Source organism: Oscillibacter acetigenes (assembly GCF_025567605.1).
GTDB lineage: Bacteria > Bacillota > Clostridia > Oscillospirales > Oscillospiraceae > Oscillibacter > Oscillibacter welbionis.
Genome location: NZ_JAOQKG010000001.1, coordinates 401114 through 420340, shown reverse-complemented (window position 1 = coordinate 420340; position 19227 = coordinate 401114). Strand labels below are relative to the sequence as shown.

The following is a 19227-nucleotide window of genomic DNA, read 5'->3' as shown; positions in this document are numbered from 1 at the left end:
GCTTCCTTTTGCGTCCGGCCGGTCACTGTTCCGGCAGGTGGGCCTCCAGCCAGTGCGCCACGTCCGCATAGACCTTCTCCCGGCCCGTCTCCTGGAGGATCTCATGCCGCAGGCCCTGATAAAGCCTGATCTCCACGTCCCGGACACCGGAGCGGCGGAAGCTGCGGTACGCCCGCCGGACACCCTTGCCCATGTCCCCCACCGGGTCGTCCTGCCCGGAGAGGAAGAGGACCGGGGTATTCCGGTTCATCCGCTTCAGGTTTTCTTGCTTCTCAATGCAGGCGATCCCCCGCAGCATCTCCCGGAAGAGTCCGATGGTGGGGTCCCCTCCGCAGAGGGGATCCGCAAGATACTGGTCCACGTTCTCCGTGCTGGCGGAGAGCCAGTCGTATCCCGTGCGGTTGGGGGCAAATTTCTGATTGTATGCCTCGAAGGCCAGTTTGTTCACCAAGGGGCTGGAATGGCGGTCCCCCACCTTTCTGGCCTCCCGGGCGGCCAGGACGCGGCCCGCCGCCACCAGCGCCGGGGGCATCTGCCCCGTGCCCATCAGGATGGCTCCGGCCACGGTGCCGGGGTAGCGGATCAGATACGTCCGGGCCAGGAAGGACCCCATGGAATGCCCCAGCAGGAACACCGGAAGGCCGGGGAACCGCTGCCCTGCCAGCTCCCGCCGGGCATAGAGGTCCTGCACCGCCCAGTCCCAGCTGCCCCTGGGTCCGAAGTACAGCCGGGGCGCCCCCGCCGCCACGGAGAGACCGTGCCCCAGGTGGTCGTGGCCTGCCACGGCAAAGCCCCACTCCGTCAGGTAGGCCGCCAGGGGCTCATACCGCAGGATGTGCTCCGACACGCCATGGGAGAGCACCAGAACCGCCCGGGGTGCCATGTCCGGCGTCCACTCCACCGCATGGATGCCGGTCCGCCCGTCTGCGGAGGGGAAGGTAAATTCGTTTCTCACCATGGAAAAATCATCCTCTCTGTGCTATACTGTGTGCCATCAGGCGTAGGATGCCTGCTTTCCGGGTCGATGATACCACACTTCCGTCACAAACGCCAGAGGAGGCCGCATTCATGGAAACATACATCGCTGCCCTGGACCAGGGAACCACCAGCTCCCGGGCCATCCTGTTCAACCGGGCCGGGGAGATCGTCTCCCGCGCCCAGCACCCCTTCCGCCAGATCTACCCCCAGCCCGGCTGGGTGGAGCACGATCCGCTGGAAATCTGGGCCACGGAGAAGCGGGCCCTGGCGGAGGTCGTGGGCGCCGCCCACATCGACCCCAAGCGGATCGCCGCCCTGGGCATCACCAACCAGCGGGAGACCACCATCCTCTGGGACCGCTCCACCGGGCAGCCGGTCTGCAACGCCATCGTATGGCAGTGCCGCCGGACCGCTTCCCTCTGCGACACGCTGAAGGCCGACGGCCTGGGCCCCCTGGTGGCGGAGCGGACGGGCCTGCTGATCGACGCCTACTTCTCCGGCACCAAGATCCGGTGGCTGCTGGACCACGTCCCCGGCGCCCGGGAACGGGCGGAGCGGGGGGAGCTGTGCGCCGGCACGGTGGACAGCTGGCTCATCTGGAACCTCACCGGCGGGGCAGCCCACGTGACAGACTACTCCAATGCCTCCCGGACCATGCTGTTCAACATCCACACCCTCCAATGGGACGAGGCGCTTTGCCGGGCGCTGGGCATCCCCGCTTCCCTGCTGCCGGAGCCGCTGCCCAACTGCCATCTCTACGGCCGTGTGGCCCCGGACATTCCCGGACTGGAGGATCTGGCGGGCATCCCCATCTGCGGCAGCGCCGGGGACCAGCCGGCGGCCCTGTTCGGCCAGGCCTGCTTCACGCCGGGCCAGGCGAAGAACACCTACGGCACCGGCTGCTTCACGCTGATGAATGTGGGCGGTGAGCCGGTGGCCTCCCAGTCGGGATTGGTAACCTCCGTGGCTTGGTCCCTGGGGGGCGAGACTACCTATGCCCTGGAGGGCAGCGTGTTCAACGCCGGCAGCACCATCCAGTGGCTGCGGGATGAACTGGGGCTCATCTCCTCCGCCCCGGAGTGCGACCGGCTGGCGGAGAGCGTGCCGGACGCCGGAGGCGTCTACGTGGTGCCCGCCTTCACCGGCCTGGGCGCCCCCTACTGGGACATGTACGCCCGTGGCACCATCGTGGGGCTGACCCGTGGCACCACCAAGGCCCACATTGCCCGGGCGGTGCTGGACGCCATCGCCTTCCAGGTGACGGATCTGGTACAGGCCATGAACGCCGACGCCCCTTGCCCCATCACCACATTACGGGTGGACGGTGGTGCCTCCGTCAGCGACATCATGATGCAGACCCAGGCGGATCTGCTGCGACTGCCGGTGGACCGACCCGCCCAGGTGGAGACCACTGCCTTCGGCGCTGCAGCCCTGGCGGGGCTGGCGGCCGGAGTGTGGGGCAGTCTGGAGGAAGTGGCTGCCCTGCGCCGCAGCCAGCACGTATTTCTGCCCCAGCGGCCCCAGGCCGCCTGCGAGGCCCAGTACCGCCTGTGGCGCCGGGCGGTGGACCGGGCGTTGCGGTGGATTGAAAACGATGTGTAAACAAATCCGGAATTTGTTGCGTTCAGTGGAAAAGTGCGCTATACTGAAGCCAAGTGAGAGGCATGAAACGGAAATGAAGACGATCAGTGCGGCGTTTCGTCCGCAGGTGAAAGGAGTTTATCGACATGGCTTTTTTTGAGGATCTGACCAAAAAGACAAAGGACCTGGCCTACGTGGCCGCCGACAAGGCCAAGGATGTGGCCGCCGTGGCAGCGGATAAAGCCAAGGACGCGGCGGAGCTGACCCGCATCTCCATGGCCATCGCCGGGGAGCAGCGGGAGATCGACAAGAACTACCGCACCATAGGCGAGTGGTTCGTCAGCGAGTACGAGGGGGAGATCCCCGACGCCGTCCGGGACCTGGTAGAGGCCGTCAACACCTCTAAGGCCAAGATCGCCGAGCTGGAGGCCAGCAAACCCCGTAAGGACGATGGCGCCGAGGTTGAGGCAGCAGCTCCCGCCCAGAAGATCTGCCCCATCTGCGGCGCGGCCTCTGACAGCAAGTTCTGCCCCCAGTGCGGCGCCCCTATGGGTGACTGAGTTCCCGCCATAACAAAGACAAGCCCGCCGGCCTGATGGCCGGCGGGTTCTCTTTCTCTTTCAAAAGGTCAGGCGCATGTCATACCATACCACGCCGCCGTGGGTGGACTGGGAGACGCCCTCGTTCACAAAGCCGAATTTTTCGTAGTAGTGGACCAGCTTGTCCTTACAGGTGAGGACGCAGCCGCGTCTTCCCTGGGCCCGGGCGTCGGCAATCACCCGCTCCAGCACCGCTCCGGCGCAGCCCCGGCGGCGATAGGCCGGCAGGGTGTTGACGCCGAAGATCATCTGCCAGGTGCCGTCCTCGTCGTGGAGGGCGGCGTTTTCATACATCTCGTCCCGGAGCGTGGGCTCGTCGGTGGTCATGCCGTCCACAAAGCTCACCAGCGTGCCGTCGTCCTCCTCCAGCAGCCAGAAGTGGTCTGCGTAGTAGGCCAGACGGTCTGTGATCTCCGCCGCCGTGGCAGCCTCCGCTGGTGGGAAGCAGGCGGCCTCCACCGCCGCCAGGGCAGCCGCGTCCGCCAGAGAGGCAGTCCGAATGTGCATGAAAAAATCCTCCTCATTTCAAATAACGGTAAGTCAGCAGCAACCGGGCGGTGCCGTTGAACTGGTTTTCCAGCCAGAAGGGCTGATCCGCCGCGAACCGCAGGGCGTCCCGCTCCAGCAGCTGGAAGTCCTGCCCCTCCGCGTGGAGCAGCACCGTGCCGGAGAGGCTGGTGGCCAGGCACACGCAGCCGGGCACCATAGGTTCCGGCGCGTACCGGCCGCTGATGTACAGGTCCAGAAAGAACGTCTCCTGCCGCAACACGTCGTCATAGGGCAGCGAGGGCCGCAACAGCGCCTTGCCCCCATCCAGCCGGGCGGCCTTGTTGTCCAGCTCCCGCAGAAGCAGCAGCGGCTCGAAGTCGTCGTTCTCCAGCAGCACCTCCGCCGGGACCTTTAATGCCCCGGCCAGCTTGCCCAGCAGCCCCACAGAGGGGTTGGCCTCCCCCCGCTCGATCTGCCCCAGCATGGAGCGGGACACGCCGGCCTCCGCCGCCAGCCGCTCCATACTGAGCTTCTTGCTCTTGCGGATGCGCTTGAGATTCTCCCCCACCGCCCGGGTCAGCTCCATGGCGCGATCTCCTCTCTCGGCCAAAAAGGCCACTATGTTGCACAATAGCGGTTCTATAGTATCCGGTTTGTCGGATTTTGTCAAGAGGAAAGCGGGACAGCCCTGCTGCCCCGCCGGGCAAATTTGGAAAAGGACTTGCAAGCGAATCCCAATCGTGATATCATCGATATGAAAAACAAAAATGCGGCAGTTTCCAGGTGCGCCAACACCTGGAAACCTATGCAGGTGATGATGCACCTACACAACGGCCGAAAGGCCGCACCGCATGAATTATGATACGACATTCCGGCCTTTTTGTAAAGGGCGGCTTTTCTCGTTATCCATTCATGCCTGTGTTGCACAAGAAGTCTCTTCTTACGCCGTGTAGGGGAAACCCTGCGTGGCGTTTTTGTTTTTCACCCGCCGCCTGGAGGCGCCAGCCCCCGGGGCCGGTGCGGTGAAAAACAGGGAGAGGCGGTATCCCGCTTCCCTGTGCAGTTTTGAGAAAAAGGGAATCCTAAAAATTATTGCGGAGGAGCGGTGGTATGATTATTCTGGGAGATTTGCAGCTTGGTCACAAGGATCTGGATACATGGAAGCCAGGTCCCAACAGCGCGGGCGGTGTCAGTGTACAGATTATCTTTCAAAATGACACGCAGAAAACCATCAAATACGTCTACTTTGATGTGGTCCCCTACAACGCGGTGAAGGATGCCTAAAGCTGTACCATCTCCGGCAAGACCAAGGCCGGACTGAAATGTACCGGGCCGATTCAGCCGGGCAAGATTTTCCGGGACGTATGTTGGGAAAATGTCTGGTACAACTATTCCATTACAACGCTGGACCTGGTCATGGTGGAGGTCCTCTACATGGACGGCAGCTCGGAAAAGCTCACCGGAGCCAACATCAAGTACGGCGATCCTCCCGGCTGCTACATAGCCACTGCGGTGTATGGCTCCTATGACTGCCCCCAGGTGTGGACCCTGCGGCGTTTCCGGGATCATACCCTGGCCGCCTCCTGGTACGGCCGGACCTTCCTTCATGCCTACTACGCCGTCAGCCCCACGCTGGTAAAGTGGTTCGGCCGGACCGCCTGGTTCCAGAAGCTCTGGCGGGGCCCCCTGGACCGGCTGGTGGCAAGACTCCGGGACGAGGGCGTGGCGGACACCCCCTATCAGGACCGGGAGTGGTGACCCCGAAAACAAATCCTCCCCGTTATCAAACGGGGAGGATTTTTCTGTCTGTATTGCGTTTAGACCCGCTTCCAGCTTGCGCCGCCCTTGGTGTCGATGATCTCGATGCCCTGGGCTTTCAACTCATCCCGGATGCGGTCCGCCTCCGCAAAGTTCTTCGCCTTCTTCGCCTCGTACCGCGCCAGCACCAGCGCATCGATGGCCGGGTCCCCCTCGCCGGTGACGGTGTAGCCGCTCTCGGTTTGGGTGGTCTTGGCCTGGGCGGCCTCCGCCCGCTTGGCCGCCGCCTTCTCCAGCAGGCCCAGGGACAGCACGCTGTCAAAGTCCCCGATCAGGGCCAGCTTGGTGGCGTCGTTGGTCTTTGCCTTCAGCACGTCGAACAGGGCCGTCACGCCCATGGAGGTGTTCAGGTCGTTGCCCATCTGCTGCCCGAACTTCTCCCGGTAGGGCTTCATGGCCTCCTGGTCCACCGGACCGTCCGCCGGGTCTAGGGCCGCGATGCGGGCGATCAGCTTGGTGTAGGCCGCCGCCGCGTTGTCCAGGTTCTCCCAGGTGAACACCAGCGCCTTGCGGTAGTGGCTCTGGAGGCAGAAGTACCGGTAGGCCAGGGGGTCATAGCCCTTCTGCTCCAGCAAGGACACAGTGAGAAACTCACCCTTGGACTTGGACATCTTGCCGTCCGAGGTATTCAGGTGATGGACGTGGAACCACTGGGGGCACCAGGGATGGCCCAGGTAGCTCTCGCTCTGAGCGATCTCGTTGGTGTGGTGGGGGAAGGCGTTGTCCACGCCGCCGCAGTGGAGATCCAGATACTCCCCATTGTACTTCAGGGAGATGCCGGAGCACTCGATATGCCACCCCGGATACCCTACGCCCCAGGGGGAATCCCACTTCAGGGCCTGGTCCTCGAACTTGCTCTTGGTGAACCAGAGGACGAAGTCGTTCTTGTTGCGCTTGTTGGGATCCTCCTCCACGCCCTCCCGGACGCCTACGGCCAAGTCCTCCTCGTCGTGGTCGTTGAAGACGTAGTACCGCCCCAGCTTGGAGGTGTCGAAGTACACGTTGCCGCCGGCGAAGTAGGCATAGCCGGTATCCATCAGCTTGGAGACGATCTTGATATACTCGTCGATGCAGCCGGTGGCGGGCTGGACCACATCCGGCGTCTTGATATTCAGCCTGCGGCAGTCCTCAAAGAAGGCATCGGTGTAGAACTGGGCGATCTCCATGACCGTCTTGTGCTCCCGCTTGGCGCCCTTGAGCATCTTGTCCTCGCCCTCATCGGCGTCGGAGGTCAGGTGGCCCACGTCGGTGATGTTCATCACCCGGTGGACATCATAGCCAGTCCAGCGGAGGAACTTCTCCAGCACGTCCTCCATGATATAACTGCGCAGGTTGCCGATGTGGGCGAAGTGATACACTGTGGGGCCGCAGGTGTACATCTCCACGCGGCCGGGGGTGTGGGTCTTGAACTCCTCTTTCTTGTGGGTGGCCGAATTGTACAGGTACATAAACACTGCTCCTTTTACGTTTCCGAACCGGCGGATTCCTCCCGCCGGCTCTTGAGATATTGTTCATCCATGAGTTTTTCCAAAAATTCCAGACGGGATAAGGCTGCATTCAACTTTTCCTCTACGGGGTCCCGGACGCTGATCTGGTCCACCTCGTCGGCGAAGGTGGCGATCTTTCCGGCCACTCGGACCACATGGGCGGGGACGCCCACGGCGGTGCAGTCCTCCGGCACCGCGCTGAGGACCACGGCGCCCGCGGCAATGCGGGCGTTGTCCCCCACGGTGAAGGGGCCCAGTACCTTGGCGCCGGAACCCACCATCACATTGTTGCCCAGGGTGGGGTGGCGCTTGCCCTTGTCCTTGCCGGTGCCCCCCAGGGTCACCCCCTGGTAGAGCAGACAGTCGTCTCCGATCTCCGCAGTCTCGCCGATGACAATGCCCATGCCGTGGTCGATCACCAGCCGGTGGCCGATGGTGGCGCCGGGGTGGATTTCAATGCCGGTCCAGAACCGGCTCCACTGGGAGACGCACCGGGCCAGAAAGAATCGATGATGCCGGTACAGCCAATGGGCCACCCGGTGGTACAGAACGGCATGGACACCAGGGTACAGGAGAAAAATCTCAAGCTTGCTGCGGGCCGCGGGGTCGCGGCGCTGGTAGGCGGCCAGCAGGCCGCCCAGTCGGGTTACTCGTTTTGCCATATCGAATTGCTCCTTGTGCGGATCGGGAGGCCATGAAAAACGCCTCCCGTACCAAGGTACGAGAGGCGACGGATCGCGGTTCCACTCTCTTTTATCACTCAAGGAGGCCCGTTGACGCTGGCCAGACGGAGGGCTTCCACATCCCCCGCGCTCCCGGGCGCACGTTCACAGCTCCCGCCGCAGGCGCGCTTGCAGCCGGTGACGCGCCCTCTCTGTTCTTTGGAAGTGCTGTTACTCTTCCCGATCAACACGCTATTCCATTTACGCTTTGTATCTTAACAGGATTTGAGAGAGGTGTCAAGAGACAACTTCACGCAGGAATATCCCGGCCCTGCGCCCTGCGCCTTGACAGCGCACCTGCTTCTCCATACAGAATATGCCGGAATGTGGAAACCGTCCCCCCTGTCAACAGGCGGTTGACAAAATTCCAATGGCTGTCGCTTGCCAAGCGCCCGCCTTTTCGGTATGATGGGACCAAAGAAAAGGAGGGGATACTCCATGGAATTGAAGGACCGTATCGCTGCCGTCCGCAAAGCGGCGGGATTGACCCAAGAGCAGCTGGGCGAGCTGCTGGGTGTCACCCGGCAGGCCGTCAGCAAGTGGGAGAGCGGCCAGACCACGCCGGACGCCGCCACCATCGCCGCGCTGTGCGAAAAGCTCCATGTGTCGGCCGACTATGTGCTGTTGGGAAAGGAGCCGGGGGAGGGACAGACCGCCGCCTATGAGCCGCCGGACACCTGTCCCTGCTGCGGGCGGAAGGTCTCCGGCAGCATCTGTCCGGAATGCGGCTATCAGCTGCCCAATCATCCGCCCCGTGGGCCCCAATACGCTGTCGTTGCCACCCGCCCCGGCTTTGTGCAGAGCACGGAGTCGTCTGCCCAGCTGGTGAAATACTGCGGCTTCACCCAAGAGGATGCCAACAATGCCATCGCCCACTATGTGAACAACCAGTCCCGCATCCTGCTGCAGCGGGGACTGGTTGACAGTGCGGCCCAGTACATTGCCGCCCATCTGGACCAGGATTTCTTCTGCCCGCAGATCGTAGTGGACTGCGGGGAATCCGAGGAGGCGCTGCTTTACAAACCCAAAGCCTTCGAGACACCGTCTCCCGTCAAGAGTCAAGAGGGCATCGGCTTCTGGGGCGTGGTGGGTGCTGTTATCGTTGCCCTGCTGATCCTCTCGTTCTTCTGATGATGGACCGGTCCTTTCTGCGGCGGTACGCCGCCTCCGGCGCGGTCATCGCCGGGCTGTATCTCCTGAACCGCTTTCTTTTGGTCCCCCTGACCAGCTGCCGCCTGCTGGCTTGGCACGGGGCGGACTTCCTGGCCGGCGGCTTGATGCTGTGCCTGCTGAACGGTCTGCTGTGTCTCACCCGCCGGCGGCCAGTGGAGCGGGCCCTGCCTGCCTCGCTTTTCCTGCTGGCCTGCGGCCTTTTCTGGGAAGTGGTCACGCCTCTGTACCTGCTCCGATCCGTGGGCGACCTCCGGGATGTCCTGGCGGTGTGGCTGGGGGGCGTGGCTCTGCTGTCCCTCTGGCGGGTGTGGGACCGGCTGGGGCCTGGAAGCTGAACATGTCAAAACGCCCCCGGCGGGAGTGACCCGCCGGGGGCTCGTCTGTTGTCAGAGTCACGCCGAGGCGATGACATCCTTGTTCTTCACGAAATACTCTACGCCGGAGTACAGGGTGGTGAGGGTGATGACCCACACGCAGAGCGTGTTCACCACCGGTGGAATGGGCAGGAACATCAGCACCACGCACACCATAGTGGCGGCAGTCTTGACCTTGCCGGACCATCCGGCGGCGATGACCCGTCCCTTGTCGCTGGCGATCATCCGCAGGCCGCTGACGGCGAACTCCCGGCAAATGACAATGAGCAGCATCCAGGCGGGCATCTGCCCGATCTCCACGAACCACAGCATGGCGGCGGTCACCAGCATCTTATCCGCCAGGGGGTCGGCAAACTTGCCGAAGTCCGTCACCAGGTTGTACTTCCGGGCGATCTTGCCGTCCAGCATGTCCGTGAGGCTGGCGATGATGAAGATGGCCAGCGCCACCCACGTGGCGCCGGGGAAGCCCCAGTACAGCACCACCATGAAAACCGGGATCAGAATAATGCGCAAAAGCGTCAATTTATTGGGCAAATTCATGGATGTTTACTCCTCCGCCAATTCTCCGGTCAGTTCGCCGTCCATGACGCCGGTAAGCCGGACGGTCACAAAGGTGCCCGGTTCCACCTCCCGGTCCGCGTCAAACCAGATGCGGCCGTCGATGTCCGGGGACTCGGCGTAGCTGCGGCCGAAGTGCATCTGGGCCTGGCTGTCGAAGCCCTCGCACAGCACCTCCCGCTCCGTTCCCAGAACAGACTCGTTGTACGCGTCGATGATGTCGGACTGAACGTCCACCACCAGCTCCGCCCGGCGGCGGGCCTCCTCCATGTCCACATGGTCCATCTGGGCCGCCCGGGTGCCCTCCTCCGGGGAGAAGGGGAACACCCCGGCCCGTTCAATCTTTGTCTCCCGGAGAAAGACACACAGCTCTTCCAGCTCCGCCTCGCCCTCGCCGGGCAGGCCGGTGATGAGGCTGGTCCGCAGCACCAGGCCGGGGATGCGGGCCCGGAGCTTTGTCAGCAGGTCCAGCAGCTCCGCCTTGGTATCCCGGCGGTTCATGGCCTTCAGGATCCCGTCGTTGCAGTGCTGGATGGGGATGTCCAGATACTTGACGATCTTGGGCTCCTCCGCAATGGTGTCGATCAGCTCCTCAGTGATCTCGTCCGGATACAGATAGTGGAGCCGGACCCAGTGGAAGTCCAGCCTGCACAGCTCCCGCAGGAGAGACGCCAGCTGGTGCTCGCCGTTCAGGTCCGTTCCATACCGGGTGATATCCTGGGCGATGACCAGCAGCTCCTTCACGCCGGCGTCCGCCAGCTCCCTGGCCTCTTCCAGAAGGCCCTCCATGGGGCGGCTGCGGTATTTGCCCCGCAGGGAGGGGATCACACAGTAGGCGCAGTGGTTGTCGCACCCCTCGGCGATGCGGAGGTAGGCATACCAGGGGGGCGTGGACAGGATGCGTCCCCCGTCCTGGGGGGCGGTGTGGATGCTGCCCAGGTGGCAGGGCCTCAGGCCAGAGGCCCCCATCACCTCGTCGATGGCGGCGCAGATATCGCCGTAGCTGCCGGTGCCCAGAATGCCGTCCACCTCCGGCAGCTCGTTCAGAACGTCCTGCTTGTACCGCTGGGTCATGCAGCCGGTGACCAGGATCTTCTGTACCTGGCCAGCCCGCTTCAGCTCCGCCATCTCCAGAATGTTGTCGATGGCCTCCTCGCAGGCGGACTGCAGGAAGCCGCAGGTGTTCACCACCACCACGTCGGCCCCCTCCGGCTGGGCCTGGATGGTATGGCCGGCGGCCTGGACAGAGGCCATCATCTGCTCGCAGTTCACCTGATTCTTGGCGCAGCCCAGGGAGATAAAGGAAATGTTATATGGCACGATCGAGTCCTCCAATCGATGGATTGTTGCAAAATGGGCCCGGCGGGGCCGGCATGTGTGTCCCATTGGACAGGGAATGACAGCCATGATGTGGCTGGGCAGATACGCCCACTTGTAGGAGCAGGCACCCCATAACCGCCATTCGGCGGCCCGTATGCCTCCCCGGAGGGAATACCCCCTGCGAGACGGGACTCATTCTTCGAGAATCTCCGCTCCCAGACGGCTCCATGCCTCCCGGACGTCTCCCCAAGCAAACCCCCGCCGCAGCAGTGCGCTGGTGAGCCGCCGCTTCTCCGCCTCCTCTGGGGCCCGGCCCCGGAGCTTGGCCGCAAGAAATCGGTCAATCTGCCAGGCGCTGTCCGGTGCCTGATCCAGAGCCTCGTCCCACAGCTCCCGGGGTACGCCTTTCTCCCGCAGTTTCTCTCGAATGCGGGCCGGGCCATAACCAAGGCCGGCGCAGTGGCGCACCAAGATTGCTGCGTAATCTGCATCGTTGATGGCACCAATGGCCTCCAGCCACTCAGCGGCGTACCGCGCCTCCGCCTGACTGGCCCCCTTCTCCTGGAGCTTCCGCTCCAGGTCGCGGCGGCTCATGGCCCGCTTGCCGATGAGGTCCGCCGCCGTGGCCTTCACGTTGGAGACGCTGGCAGCCTTCTTCAGCTGCTCCAGACGTCTGCCGTCCAAATCATCTCCAGTCCGCAGGCCGAAGTCCAGCGCCTCCTGCTCTGTGATCTTCAGGCAGGCGCCGTCCTCCAGGAACACCAGCACCCGGCCCTTTTTGTGGGCAGACGCCTGGACGCGCTCAATCCGCATCTTCGAAGTCGTCGGCGCTCACATCCACCGCCCGGCCTGCCGCCTTGGCGGCGATGCGGGACTGGTTGCTCATCAGCTTGTCGAAGTTCCGGCGGATGTCCGCCTCCAGCTTGTCCGCCGTCTCCGGGTTCTCCTGGAGATACCGCTTGGCGGCGTCCCGGCCCTGGCCGATGCGGGTCTCCCCGATGGAGAACCAGGAGCCGGACTTCTGCACCAGCTCCAGCTTCACGCCCAGGTCCAGCAGCTCACCGAAGTGGGAGATTCCCTCGCCGTACATGATGTCGAACTCCGCCTCCCGGAAGGGGGGCGCCACCTTGTTCTTCACCACCTTGGCACGGGTCCGGTTGCCCACGATCTCAGAACCGTTTTTCAGCGCCTCGATCCGGCGCACATCGATGCGGACGGAGGCGTAGAACTTCAGCGCCCGGCCGCCGGTGGTCACCTCCGGGTTGCCGTACATGATGCCCACCTTTTCCCGCAGCTGGTTGATGAAGATGACGATGCAGTTGGTCTTGCCGATGGCGCCGGTGAGCTTCCGCAGGGCCTGGCTCATCAGCCGGGCCTGCAGGCCCACATAACTGTCGCCCATTTCGCCCTCGATCTCCGCCCGGGGCACCAGGGCCGCCACGGAGTCCACCACCACCACGTCAATGGCGCCGGAGCGGACCAGGGCCTCGGTGATCTCCAGCGCCTGCTCGCCGGTGTCCGGCTGGGCGATCAGCATGTCCTCCACCTGGACGCCCAGTGCCCGGGCATAGGTGGGGTCCAGGGCGTGCTCTGCGTCCACAAAGGCCACCTCGCCGCCCCGCTTCTGGGCCTCCGCGACGACGTGCAGAGCCAGGGTGGTCTTGCCGGAGGACTCCGGCCCGTAGATCTCCACAATCCGCCCCTTGGGCAGGCCGCCGATGCCCAAGGCCACGTCCAGGGACAGAGAGCCGGTGGGGATGTAATCCACGTTCAGCTCCGCCTTGTCGCCGAAGCGCATAATGGCGCCCTTGCCGTACATCCGCTCGATCTGGGCCATGGCCGTGTCGATGGCCCGCTTCTTATCGTCCGCCGGAGCCGCGTTGGGCAGCGGCGCTTTCTCTCTCGCCATTGTATTCTCCTCCTGATTCTCTATAAAAACTCTTTATTTCAACTCATCTGTAAGTCCCTTACTTCTCTGAGAGAGTCCCCAGCAGAGGGATCCAAACAGCATCCCTCCATACACGATCACCGCGCGGCCGCCAGGCAGCGTCTCCCGGACAGGGTCCCAATACTCAGGCGCATAACTGGACGGGCCTGTTTCAACCGCTGCAAAAAGGTTAGGTCACCGCTGTGGCCGCCATGGAAAGGGCTGACGCCCTATACGCCGTATAACGCGGCTTGGGCGAGTGCTTAACGAAACCCCGGCGCATCAGCGTCCAGCCCGACACCAGGGGCCCGGCCCACAGCAGGGTCGGACTTCCCGCCTCCTGCACATAAAACGGCAGCCCCACCATTGCCGTTCCTTTCTCTAAACGTCAGAGCTCTGTACACAGCGTTCCGAATACCACCCGGGGGATGTCGTGGTGGTCCTTCACCACCTGGATATCCCCGAAGCCCTGGGTCCGCATGATCCGCAGCACGTTGTCCGCTTGACCGATGCCCACTTCAAAATACAGACGGCCGCCGGGAGCCAGGGCCTCCTTCCACTTCTCGGAGATGCTCCGGTAGAAGTCCAGGCCGTCCTCGCCGCCGTCCAGGGCCAGATGGGGTTCATAGTCCTTGACGGAGGTGTCCAGCGTCTCGATGTCCGCCCGGGGGATATAGGGGGGATTGGACACGATGCACTGGAACTCTCCCAGGGATTTCTCCGGCTTTTCCCGGGCGTCCGCCTGCATGGGCACCACCCGGGCGGTAAGGCTGTTGCGGCGGACGTTCTGGCGGCAGATCTTCAGGGCCCCGTCAGACCACTCCCCCAGCACCACCCGGGCCTGGGGCACTTGGGCCGCCACCGCCAGCCCGATGCAGCCGCTGCCGGCGCACAGGTCCAGCACCCGGCATTCCCCCAAGGTCTTGATATAGCCAATGGCCTGCTCCGCCAGCACCTCCGTGTCCGGCCGGGGAATCAGCACGTCCCGGGAGATGTCCAGCGGGAGCCCATAGAACTCCCACTCACCGATAAGGTATGCCACCGGCTCGCCCTCCAGATGCCGCCGCACCAAGTCCCGGACCCGGTGCTCCAGCTCCGGGGAGGCGTACAGTCCCCCATCCCGGGCCAGCTCCTCCCGGCTCTTGTTAGTGCCGAAGCAAACCAACTCCCGGGCCTCCAGCGTGGCCTCCTCGATCCCTGCCCTCCGCAGCTGCTGGCGGATATCCAAATACAAATTGTTGTATGTCGTCGCCATAATACGCCTCATTATCAAAAATTCACCATTCGTCTTTCCCTTTTTCACTGGGCAAGACCAGCTCCAGGGACCGGATGGCGCACTCGATCATGGAGTCGTCCGGCTCATTGGTGGTGAAGTTCTGCATCCACATTCCGGGGGCCGTCAGGATTTTGGCCAGCCGACTGTCCTGCACGTGGCGGCCCACCCAGCGGTTGAACTCATAGGTAATGCCCACCACCAGAGGCAGCAGAATCAGATGTGCCAGTGTCCGCAGCCAGACATTGGTGATGGGCCAGATGCCGAACACCACACTGGACACCAGGATGGACACAAAGATCACCACGAACAGAAAGCTGGTGCCGCACCGGGGATGGTGCCGGGGCTGAATGCGGACGTTCTCCACCGTCAGGGGCAGCCCCGCCTCGTAGCAGAAGATGGTCTTGTGCTCCGCCCCGTGGTACTGGAACACCCGGTAGATGTCCTTCTGCTTGGAGCAGAAGATCAGATACAGTAGGAAGATAGCCACCTTCAGCACGCCTTCGATCAGGTTCCGGCCCCACATGGGGAAGTCCGGGAAGAAGTGCAGCAGCCCGCCGGTGAGGAAGGTGGGCAGCACCAGAAAGAGGAAGATGGACAGGCCGATACCCAGCAGCACAGAGAGGCCCACGATCAGCCCCTCCAGCTTCTTGTTGGAAAAGGTCCGGTCCAGCCACTGTTCAAATTTGGAGGGCTCCGTGGTCTCCTCCTCCGGATAGAAGTCCGCGGAGTACATCAGCGCCTTCACGCCGTTGACCATGGAGGAGAGGAAGTTGACGGTGCCTCGGATCAGGGGCCAGCCTAAAATAGGATGCCGGTCCTTGATGAGCCGCAGCTCCTCCACCTTCTCTACCAGATTGCCCTCCTGGTCCCGGACCACGATGGCCTGCTTCTCCGGGCCCCGCATCAGAATGCCTTCAATGAGTGCCTGTCCGCCGATGCTGGTGCGGAAGGCGCAGGATTGGGGTTGTTTTGCCATGTGTTTCCTTTCTAATTCCGTACAGTTGAATTCTACCATGCTCTGTGCAGAAACGCAAACATTTGTTCGATTTTCGGAAATCATTCCTTGACCGGCAGGCAGATGGTGACCACCGCGCCGCCGCCATCGGCGTTGCCGATGGTGAAGATGCCGTTGTGAAGGCCGACGATCTCATCGCACACCGCAAGGCCGATGCCGCTGCCCCGGGCCTTGGAGGAGCCCTTGTAGAACTTCTGCTTGATGAAGGGCAGCTCCGCTTCCGGGATGCCGGGACCGTAGTCCCGGACCCGAACCACCTCAAACTCGCCCTCCCGACTGATGGAAGTGTCGATCCGCTTGCCGGAGCCGCCGTGCTTGGCGGCGTTGTCCAGCACGTTGCAGAACACCTGCTTCAGCCGCTCAGAGTCGCCGGGGATGGGAGGCAGGTCCTCATCCCCGCACTCGTAGTTCAGTTTGATGCCCTCCTGCCGGAACAGCTCGCCGTAGGTGAAGATGGCGTCCTCAAACTCCGCCTGCAGGTCCACCTGCTCCATCCGGAGGGTGAATCGGCCGTCCTCCATCTTGGAGAATTCCAGCAGCTCCTCTACCATGGTAGAGAGCCGCCGGGCCTCGTTCAGAATGATGCGGATGCCGCGGCGCATCTGGGCGGGGTCATCTGTGGTGTCCTCCAGAATCGTCTCGCCCCAGCCGTTGATGGCAGTGAGGGGCGTCCGCAGCTCGTGGGACACGGAGGAGATGAACTCGGATTTCATCTTCTCGTTCTGGCCGATCTTGAGGGACATATCGTTGATGTTGTCCACCAGTTCCCCCAGCTCGTCCGTGTACTTGTTTTCGATCTGGAAGCCATAGCTCCCGGCAGAGATCCGCTTGGCCGCCTCAGACACCACGGCCACCGGCTCCACCACGTTGTTGATGAACAGCAGGCTGGAGATCAGCACCAGGGCCATGCAGATGCCTCCCACCGCCAGAATGATAAAGACCACCAGGACAATCTGCCGGTCCACCAGCTTCATGGACGTCACCAGCCGCATGACGCCCGCCACCCGGCCGTTGAACAACAGGGGCGCTGAGACCGCCATGATCTTCTCACCCGTCTCCGGGTCTCTGCCTTGGAAGGGCGTGATCTCCTGATTGGTGATGGCTCTGGTAATATCGCTGGTACCCGGCGAGCTGCCTGCTGTCAGGCCGGAGGTGGACATCTGGATACGTCCGGTGCTGCCGATGAACTGCAGCTCAATCCGGGACTTGTCCTCATAGGTGTCCACTGCCTGGGTCGCCATCTGGTTGTACTCGGAGTAGCTGTTCATGAAGTAGTCGTTGAAAGCACTGGACATGGCCTCCGCCTGCTTCATCAGGCCGTTTTCCATGCTGCTGTAATAGTAGGTGGAAACGCCCACAGATACCAGCGTCACCAGCAGCATCAGCAGCACCAGCACCGGCAGAATGGTATTGACGATCCACCGCTTCCGCAGGCCCCGGAGGCGCAGCACCGTCCATTTCCGATCCCGTTCTTCCTCTGCCATGGGCCGCTCCTCCTTTCCCTGCGTTCCTTACGCCGGCATCACTGGCCGGCCGATTTTCTCAGAACCCCCACTTGTATCCGTATCCCCACACCGTGGTGATATACGTGGGATTCTGCACGTTGCTTCCCATCCCGCGGCGCGGGATGGGACCCCTTTCCTCAGCTTGCGCGGCGGAAGTAAATTCCACCTTGCGCCAAGGTTTTGGCTTCCGCCAAAACGCTTGTACGGGCCATCGGCCCGCCCCGCTCCGCGGGGCCCCGGACAACGCCCGGAGCCGCTCAGAACCCCCACTTGTATCCGTATCCCCACACCGTGGTGATGTACGTGGGATTCTGCACGTTGTCCTCGATCTTCAGCCGCAGGCGGCGGATGTTGACATCCACGATCTTCAGCTCACCGAAGTAGTCCCGGCCCCAGACCATATCCAGGATCTCCTCCCGGGAGAGGGCCTTGCCCGGATTTTCCATGAACACCTTCATGATGGAATACTCCACCTGGGTCAGCTTGATTCGCTGGCCGTTCTTCTCCAGCGTCCGGTTGCGGGTGTTCAGCAGGAAGGGATCCTGCCGAATCTCCCCGGTCTGGGGGATCTCCTCTCCGCCGGCCCGGCGGAACAGGGCGTCCACACGGGCGGTAAGCTCTGCCGGGGAGAAGGGCTTGGTCACATAGTCGTCGGCGCCGGTCATCAGTCCCGTCACCTTGTCCATCTCCTGGGAACGGGCGGTGAGCATGATGATACCGATTTTGGTGTTGGTGGCCCGGATGCGGCGGCAGACCTCAAAACCGTCGATCCCCGGCAGCATGATGTCCAGCAGCGCCACCCGGGTATCGGGGTTCTCCTTCAGCTTGTCCAGTGCCTCTTCGCCGGTCTCCGCCTCAATGACGTCGTACCCGGCACGGCGCAGGTTGATGACGATAAAGCTGCGGATGCTGGACTCATCCTCCAGCACCATTACTTTTTTCATTCGGCATACCGTCCTTTCTTCTCTGTCAGCTGTCGCCGGCGGACCACTCCGTGGTGATCAGGCTGAACGCCTCCCGCACCTCGTCTTCCGTCAGGCCGTATTCCCAGCTCCCATTTGCGTCCAGAAGCTCGGCCGTGTAGATGATCTCCGGCAGACGGCGCAGGATGACCCGGCCGCCCCGGGTAGCTCTGGCCTCGCGGCCGGAGCCTGTGAGCTTGGTGATCCGCAGGACATCCTGTGGTGGCTCCCCGCTGTCTCCCCGGTAGGAGAATGTGACCGTGACCTCCTCCGTCCCGGCCGTGCGGGTAATGAGGATCTGATCCTTCCACACGTCCGGCAGGCGCAGGTACCAGCCGTCCTCCACACTGTGGTAGGTGCTCACCACAGCCGCTTTGGTGCCGTCGCTGGTATAGGTATACCAGTCGATCCGCCGGCAGGGGTCCTCACCCACGTTTCCCCAGGCCGGGATCGGCTCGGGATGGGGGACCTCTGTGATACCGTCGCCGTTGATATCCTCCGGGTACAGGGAACTGAAGGGCGCGATCTCCGAAGACACCCCCGTCACGTCGGACAGCAGGATGTTCACCAGTTCTCCATTTTTCACGGTCAGGATGTCAGTGACCATCCAGGCCGACTCCTCCACCCCCGTGACGAACAGGGCCGGCGTACCGTCCTGTAGGACACCGCTCTTCACACGCCCCTGCTGGCTCAGCTCCGCCATGGTGCTGGTGATCCGTGCGGAGGTTCGCAGCTGGAACTCTTCCTCCTGCCAGCAGTAGTAATCCGCAATGCCGTTGCCCTCCTCATCGGCCCGGAGCACCACCAGCTCCCACAGGCCATCCTGATTCAGATCGTTGACCGCATATTTCACATAGCTGGTGCCCTGCACCAGCTCCTCCGGCTCCCCGGACCGCAGGGTGTAGACGGAGAGGGCCAGGAGGTCCGTATTGACCCGCCAGCCCACCAGCAGCTCCTTCCGGCCGTCCTGGTCCAGATCCTCGTAGGCAATGCTGTAAATGCTGGTGCCGGTGCCCTCAATGACGGCAGCCTGCTCATATCCCTGCTTTCCGGCGGTAAAGATATAGATCTTCAGGGGCTTCTCATCCGCAGAGTTGCGGAAGAAGGCCAGCGCCTCCTCCTCGCCGTCTCCGTCCAGATCCTCCAGCTGTACGGGCTGGATGTTGCTGCCGGAGACGGGGGCCGCGTACTCCGCCCCGCTCTCCAGCAGCTGGTTGAGTGAGCTGTTCAGCTCCGTGTACTCCTCCGGCAGCTGCGGCAGGCTGTACAGGTCCGTGGGGGAAAAGGAAAATCCGCAGCCGCTGGCGGACAGAAGCAGAAGCAGGCCGACCGCTGCCGTCAGCATCCGCTGTATTCGCTGTCTCATGGCCTCCTCCTCTCTGCCGGTGGGCTGCCCCCGCCGAAAAACGCATAATTCAACTTATATATGATAGCACGTTTTCT

The 19227-nt window shown here is 62.9% G+C and carries 20 protein-coding genes; 6 read left to right on the top strand and 14 right to left on the bottom strand.

Going from position 1 to position 19227, the window contains the following annotated elements:
* Positions 1-22: 22 nt before the first annotated feature.
* Positions 23-958: an alpha/beta hydrolase gene (locus tag OCV80_RS02200; protein ID WP_256264901.1), complete on the bottom strand. Its 936-nt coding sequence runs from the start codon at positions 956-958 to the stop codon at positions 23-25.
* A gap of 110 nt (positions 959-1068) precedes the next feature.
* On the opposite strand from OCV80_RS02200, the gene glpK reads away from it, so the two are divergent.
* Together glpK and OCV80_RS02190 are read left to right on the top strand one after the other, a co-directional pair.
* On the top strand, positions 1069-2580 hold the full coding sequence (gene glpK, locus OCV80_RS02195) for a glycerol kinase GlpK (RefSeq protein WP_136891003.1): 1512 nt from the start codon (positions 1069-1071) through the stop codon (positions 2578-2580).
* 125 nt (positions 2581-2705) lie between these two features.
* A complete protein-coding gene (locus OCV80_RS02190; protein ID WP_021749611.1) occupies positions 2706-3119 on the top strand; it encodes a zinc ribbon domain-containing protein in 414 nt (137 codons plus the stop codon).
* Between the two features lie 60 nt (positions 3120-3179).
* Here OCV80_RS02190 and OCV80_RS02185 read toward each other — a convergent pair whose 3' ends face one another.
* A complete protein-coding gene (locus OCV80_RS02185) occupies positions 3180-3665 on the bottom strand; it encodes a GNAT family N-acetyltransferase (RefSeq protein WP_025544819.1) in 486 nt (161 codons plus the stop codon).
* Positions 3666-3678: 13 nt separating this feature from the next.
* The gene (locus tag OCV80_RS02180) at positions 3679-4233 is read right to left on the bottom strand and encodes an XRE family transcriptional regulator (protein WP_021749613.1); all 555 of its coding nucleotides are present in this window, start codon (positions 4231-4233) and stop codon (positions 3679-3681) included.
* Positions 4234-4757: 524 nt separating this feature from the next.
* Here OCV80_RS02180 and OCV80_RS02175 point away from each other — a divergent pair.
* Together OCV80_RS02175 and OCV80_RS02170 are read left to right on the top strand one after the other, a co-directional pair.
* Positions 4758-4931 carry a hypothetical protein gene (locus tag OCV80_RS02175; protein WP_158629708.1) on the top strand — a complete coding sequence of 58 codons (174 nt, stop codon included), beginning with the start codon at positions 4758-4760 and terminating at the stop codon, positions 4929-4931.
* A gap of 150 nt (positions 4932-5081) precedes the next feature.
* On the top strand, positions 5082-5405 hold the full coding sequence (locus tag OCV80_RS02170) for a CFI-box-CTERM domain-containing protein (protein WP_119311573.1): 324 nt from the start codon (positions 5082-5084) through the stop codon (positions 5403-5405).
* Between the two features lie 59 nt (positions 5406-5464).
* On the opposite strand, the gene cysS is transcribed toward OCV80_RS02170, so the two are convergent.
* A complete protein-coding gene (gene cysS / locus OCV80_RS02165; protein WP_021749616.1) occupies positions 5465-6913 on the bottom strand; it encodes a cysteine--tRNA ligase in 1449 nt (482 codons plus the stop codon).
* A gap of 14 nt (positions 6914-6927) precedes the next feature.
* A complete protein-coding gene (gene epsC / locus OCV80_RS02160; protein WP_021749617.1) occupies positions 6928-7614 on the bottom strand; it encodes a serine O-acetyltransferase EpsC in 687 nt (228 codons plus the stop codon).
* 498 nt (positions 7615-8112) lie between these two features.
* Here epsC and OCV80_RS02155 point away from each other — a divergent pair, with 498 nt between their 5' ends.
* Positions 8113-8805, top strand: coding sequence for a helix-turn-helix domain-containing protein (locus OCV80_RS02155; protein WP_119311574.1), 693 nt, complete (start codon positions 8113-8115; stop codon positions 8803-8805).
* Entirely contained in the window at positions 8805-9182 is a 378-nt protein-coding gene (locus OCV80_RS02150) for a hypothetical protein (RefSeq protein ID WP_119311575.1), read from the top strand. The genes OCV80_RS02155 and OCV80_RS02150 overlap by 1 nt, the downstream gene beginning before the upstream one ends.
* A 57-nt stretch (positions 9183-9239) precedes the next feature.
* On the opposite strand, the gene pgsA is transcribed toward OCV80_RS02150, so the two are convergent.
* The 9 genes from pgsA to OCV80_RS02105 all read right to left on the bottom strand — a co-directional run bounded on the left by pgsA (position 9240) and on the right by OCV80_RS02105 (position 19150).
* Positions 9240-9761 carry a CDP-diacylglycerol--glycerol-3-phosphate 3-phosphatidyltransferase gene (pgsA, locus tag OCV80_RS02145; protein WP_119311576.1) on the bottom strand — a complete coding sequence of 174 codons (522 nt, stop codon included), beginning with the start codon at positions 9759-9761 and terminating at the stop codon, positions 9240-9242.
* A gap of 6 nt (positions 9762-9767) precedes the next feature.
* The gene (rimO, locus tag OCV80_RS02140) at positions 9768-11099 is read right to left on the bottom strand and encodes a 30S ribosomal protein S12 methylthiotransferase RimO (protein ID WP_249390826.1); all 1332 of its coding nucleotides are present in this window, start codon (positions 11097-11099) and stop codon (positions 9768-9770) included.
* 192 nt (positions 11100-11291) lie between these two features.
* Positions 11292-11912 (bottom strand): regulatory protein RecX, encoded by a 621-nt coding sequence (locus tag OCV80_RS02135; protein WP_021749623.1) that lies wholly within the window; start codon positions 11910-11912, stop codon positions 11292-11294.
* Positions 11902-13008 carry a recombinase RecA gene (recA, locus tag OCV80_RS02130; RefSeq protein ID WP_021749624.1) on the bottom strand — a complete coding sequence of 369 codons (1107 nt, stop codon included), beginning with the start codon at positions 13006-13008 and terminating at the stop codon, positions 11902-11904. The genes OCV80_RS02135 and recA overlap by 11 nt, the downstream gene beginning before the upstream one ends.
* Before the next feature lie 406 nt (positions 13009-13414).
* Positions 13415-14281 carry a peptide chain release factor N(5)-glutamine methyltransferase gene (prmC, locus tag OCV80_RS02125; RefSeq protein ID WP_036630536.1) on the bottom strand — a complete coding sequence of 289 codons (867 nt, stop codon included), beginning with the start codon at positions 14279-14281 and terminating at the stop codon, positions 13415-13417.
* A 22-nt stretch (positions 14282-14303) separates the two neighbouring features.
* Positions 14304-15278 carry a DUF1385 domain-containing protein gene (locus OCV80_RS02120; RefSeq protein ID WP_025544566.1) on the bottom strand — a complete coding sequence of 325 codons (975 nt, stop codon included), beginning with the start codon at positions 15276-15278 and terminating at the stop codon, positions 14304-14306.
* An 80-nt stretch (positions 15279-15358) separates the two neighbouring features.
* Positions 15359-16801, bottom strand: a complete 1443-nt coding sequence (locus OCV80_RS02115; protein WP_021749627.1) for a sensor histidine kinase — start codon at positions 16799-16801, stop codon at positions 15359-15361.
* Positions 16802-17079: 278 nt separating this feature from the next.
* Positions 17080-17766: a response regulator transcription factor gene (locus OCV80_RS02110; protein WP_021749629.1), complete on the bottom strand. Its 687-nt coding sequence runs from the start codon at positions 17764-17766 to the stop codon at positions 17080-17082.
* Positions 17767-17791: 25 nt separating this feature from the next.
* Entirely contained in the window at positions 17792-19150 is a 1359-nt protein-coding gene (locus OCV80_RS02105) for an FG-GAP repeat domain-containing protein (protein ID WP_021749630.1), read from the bottom strand.
* Between the last annotated feature and the right edge of the window lie 77 nt (positions 19151-19227).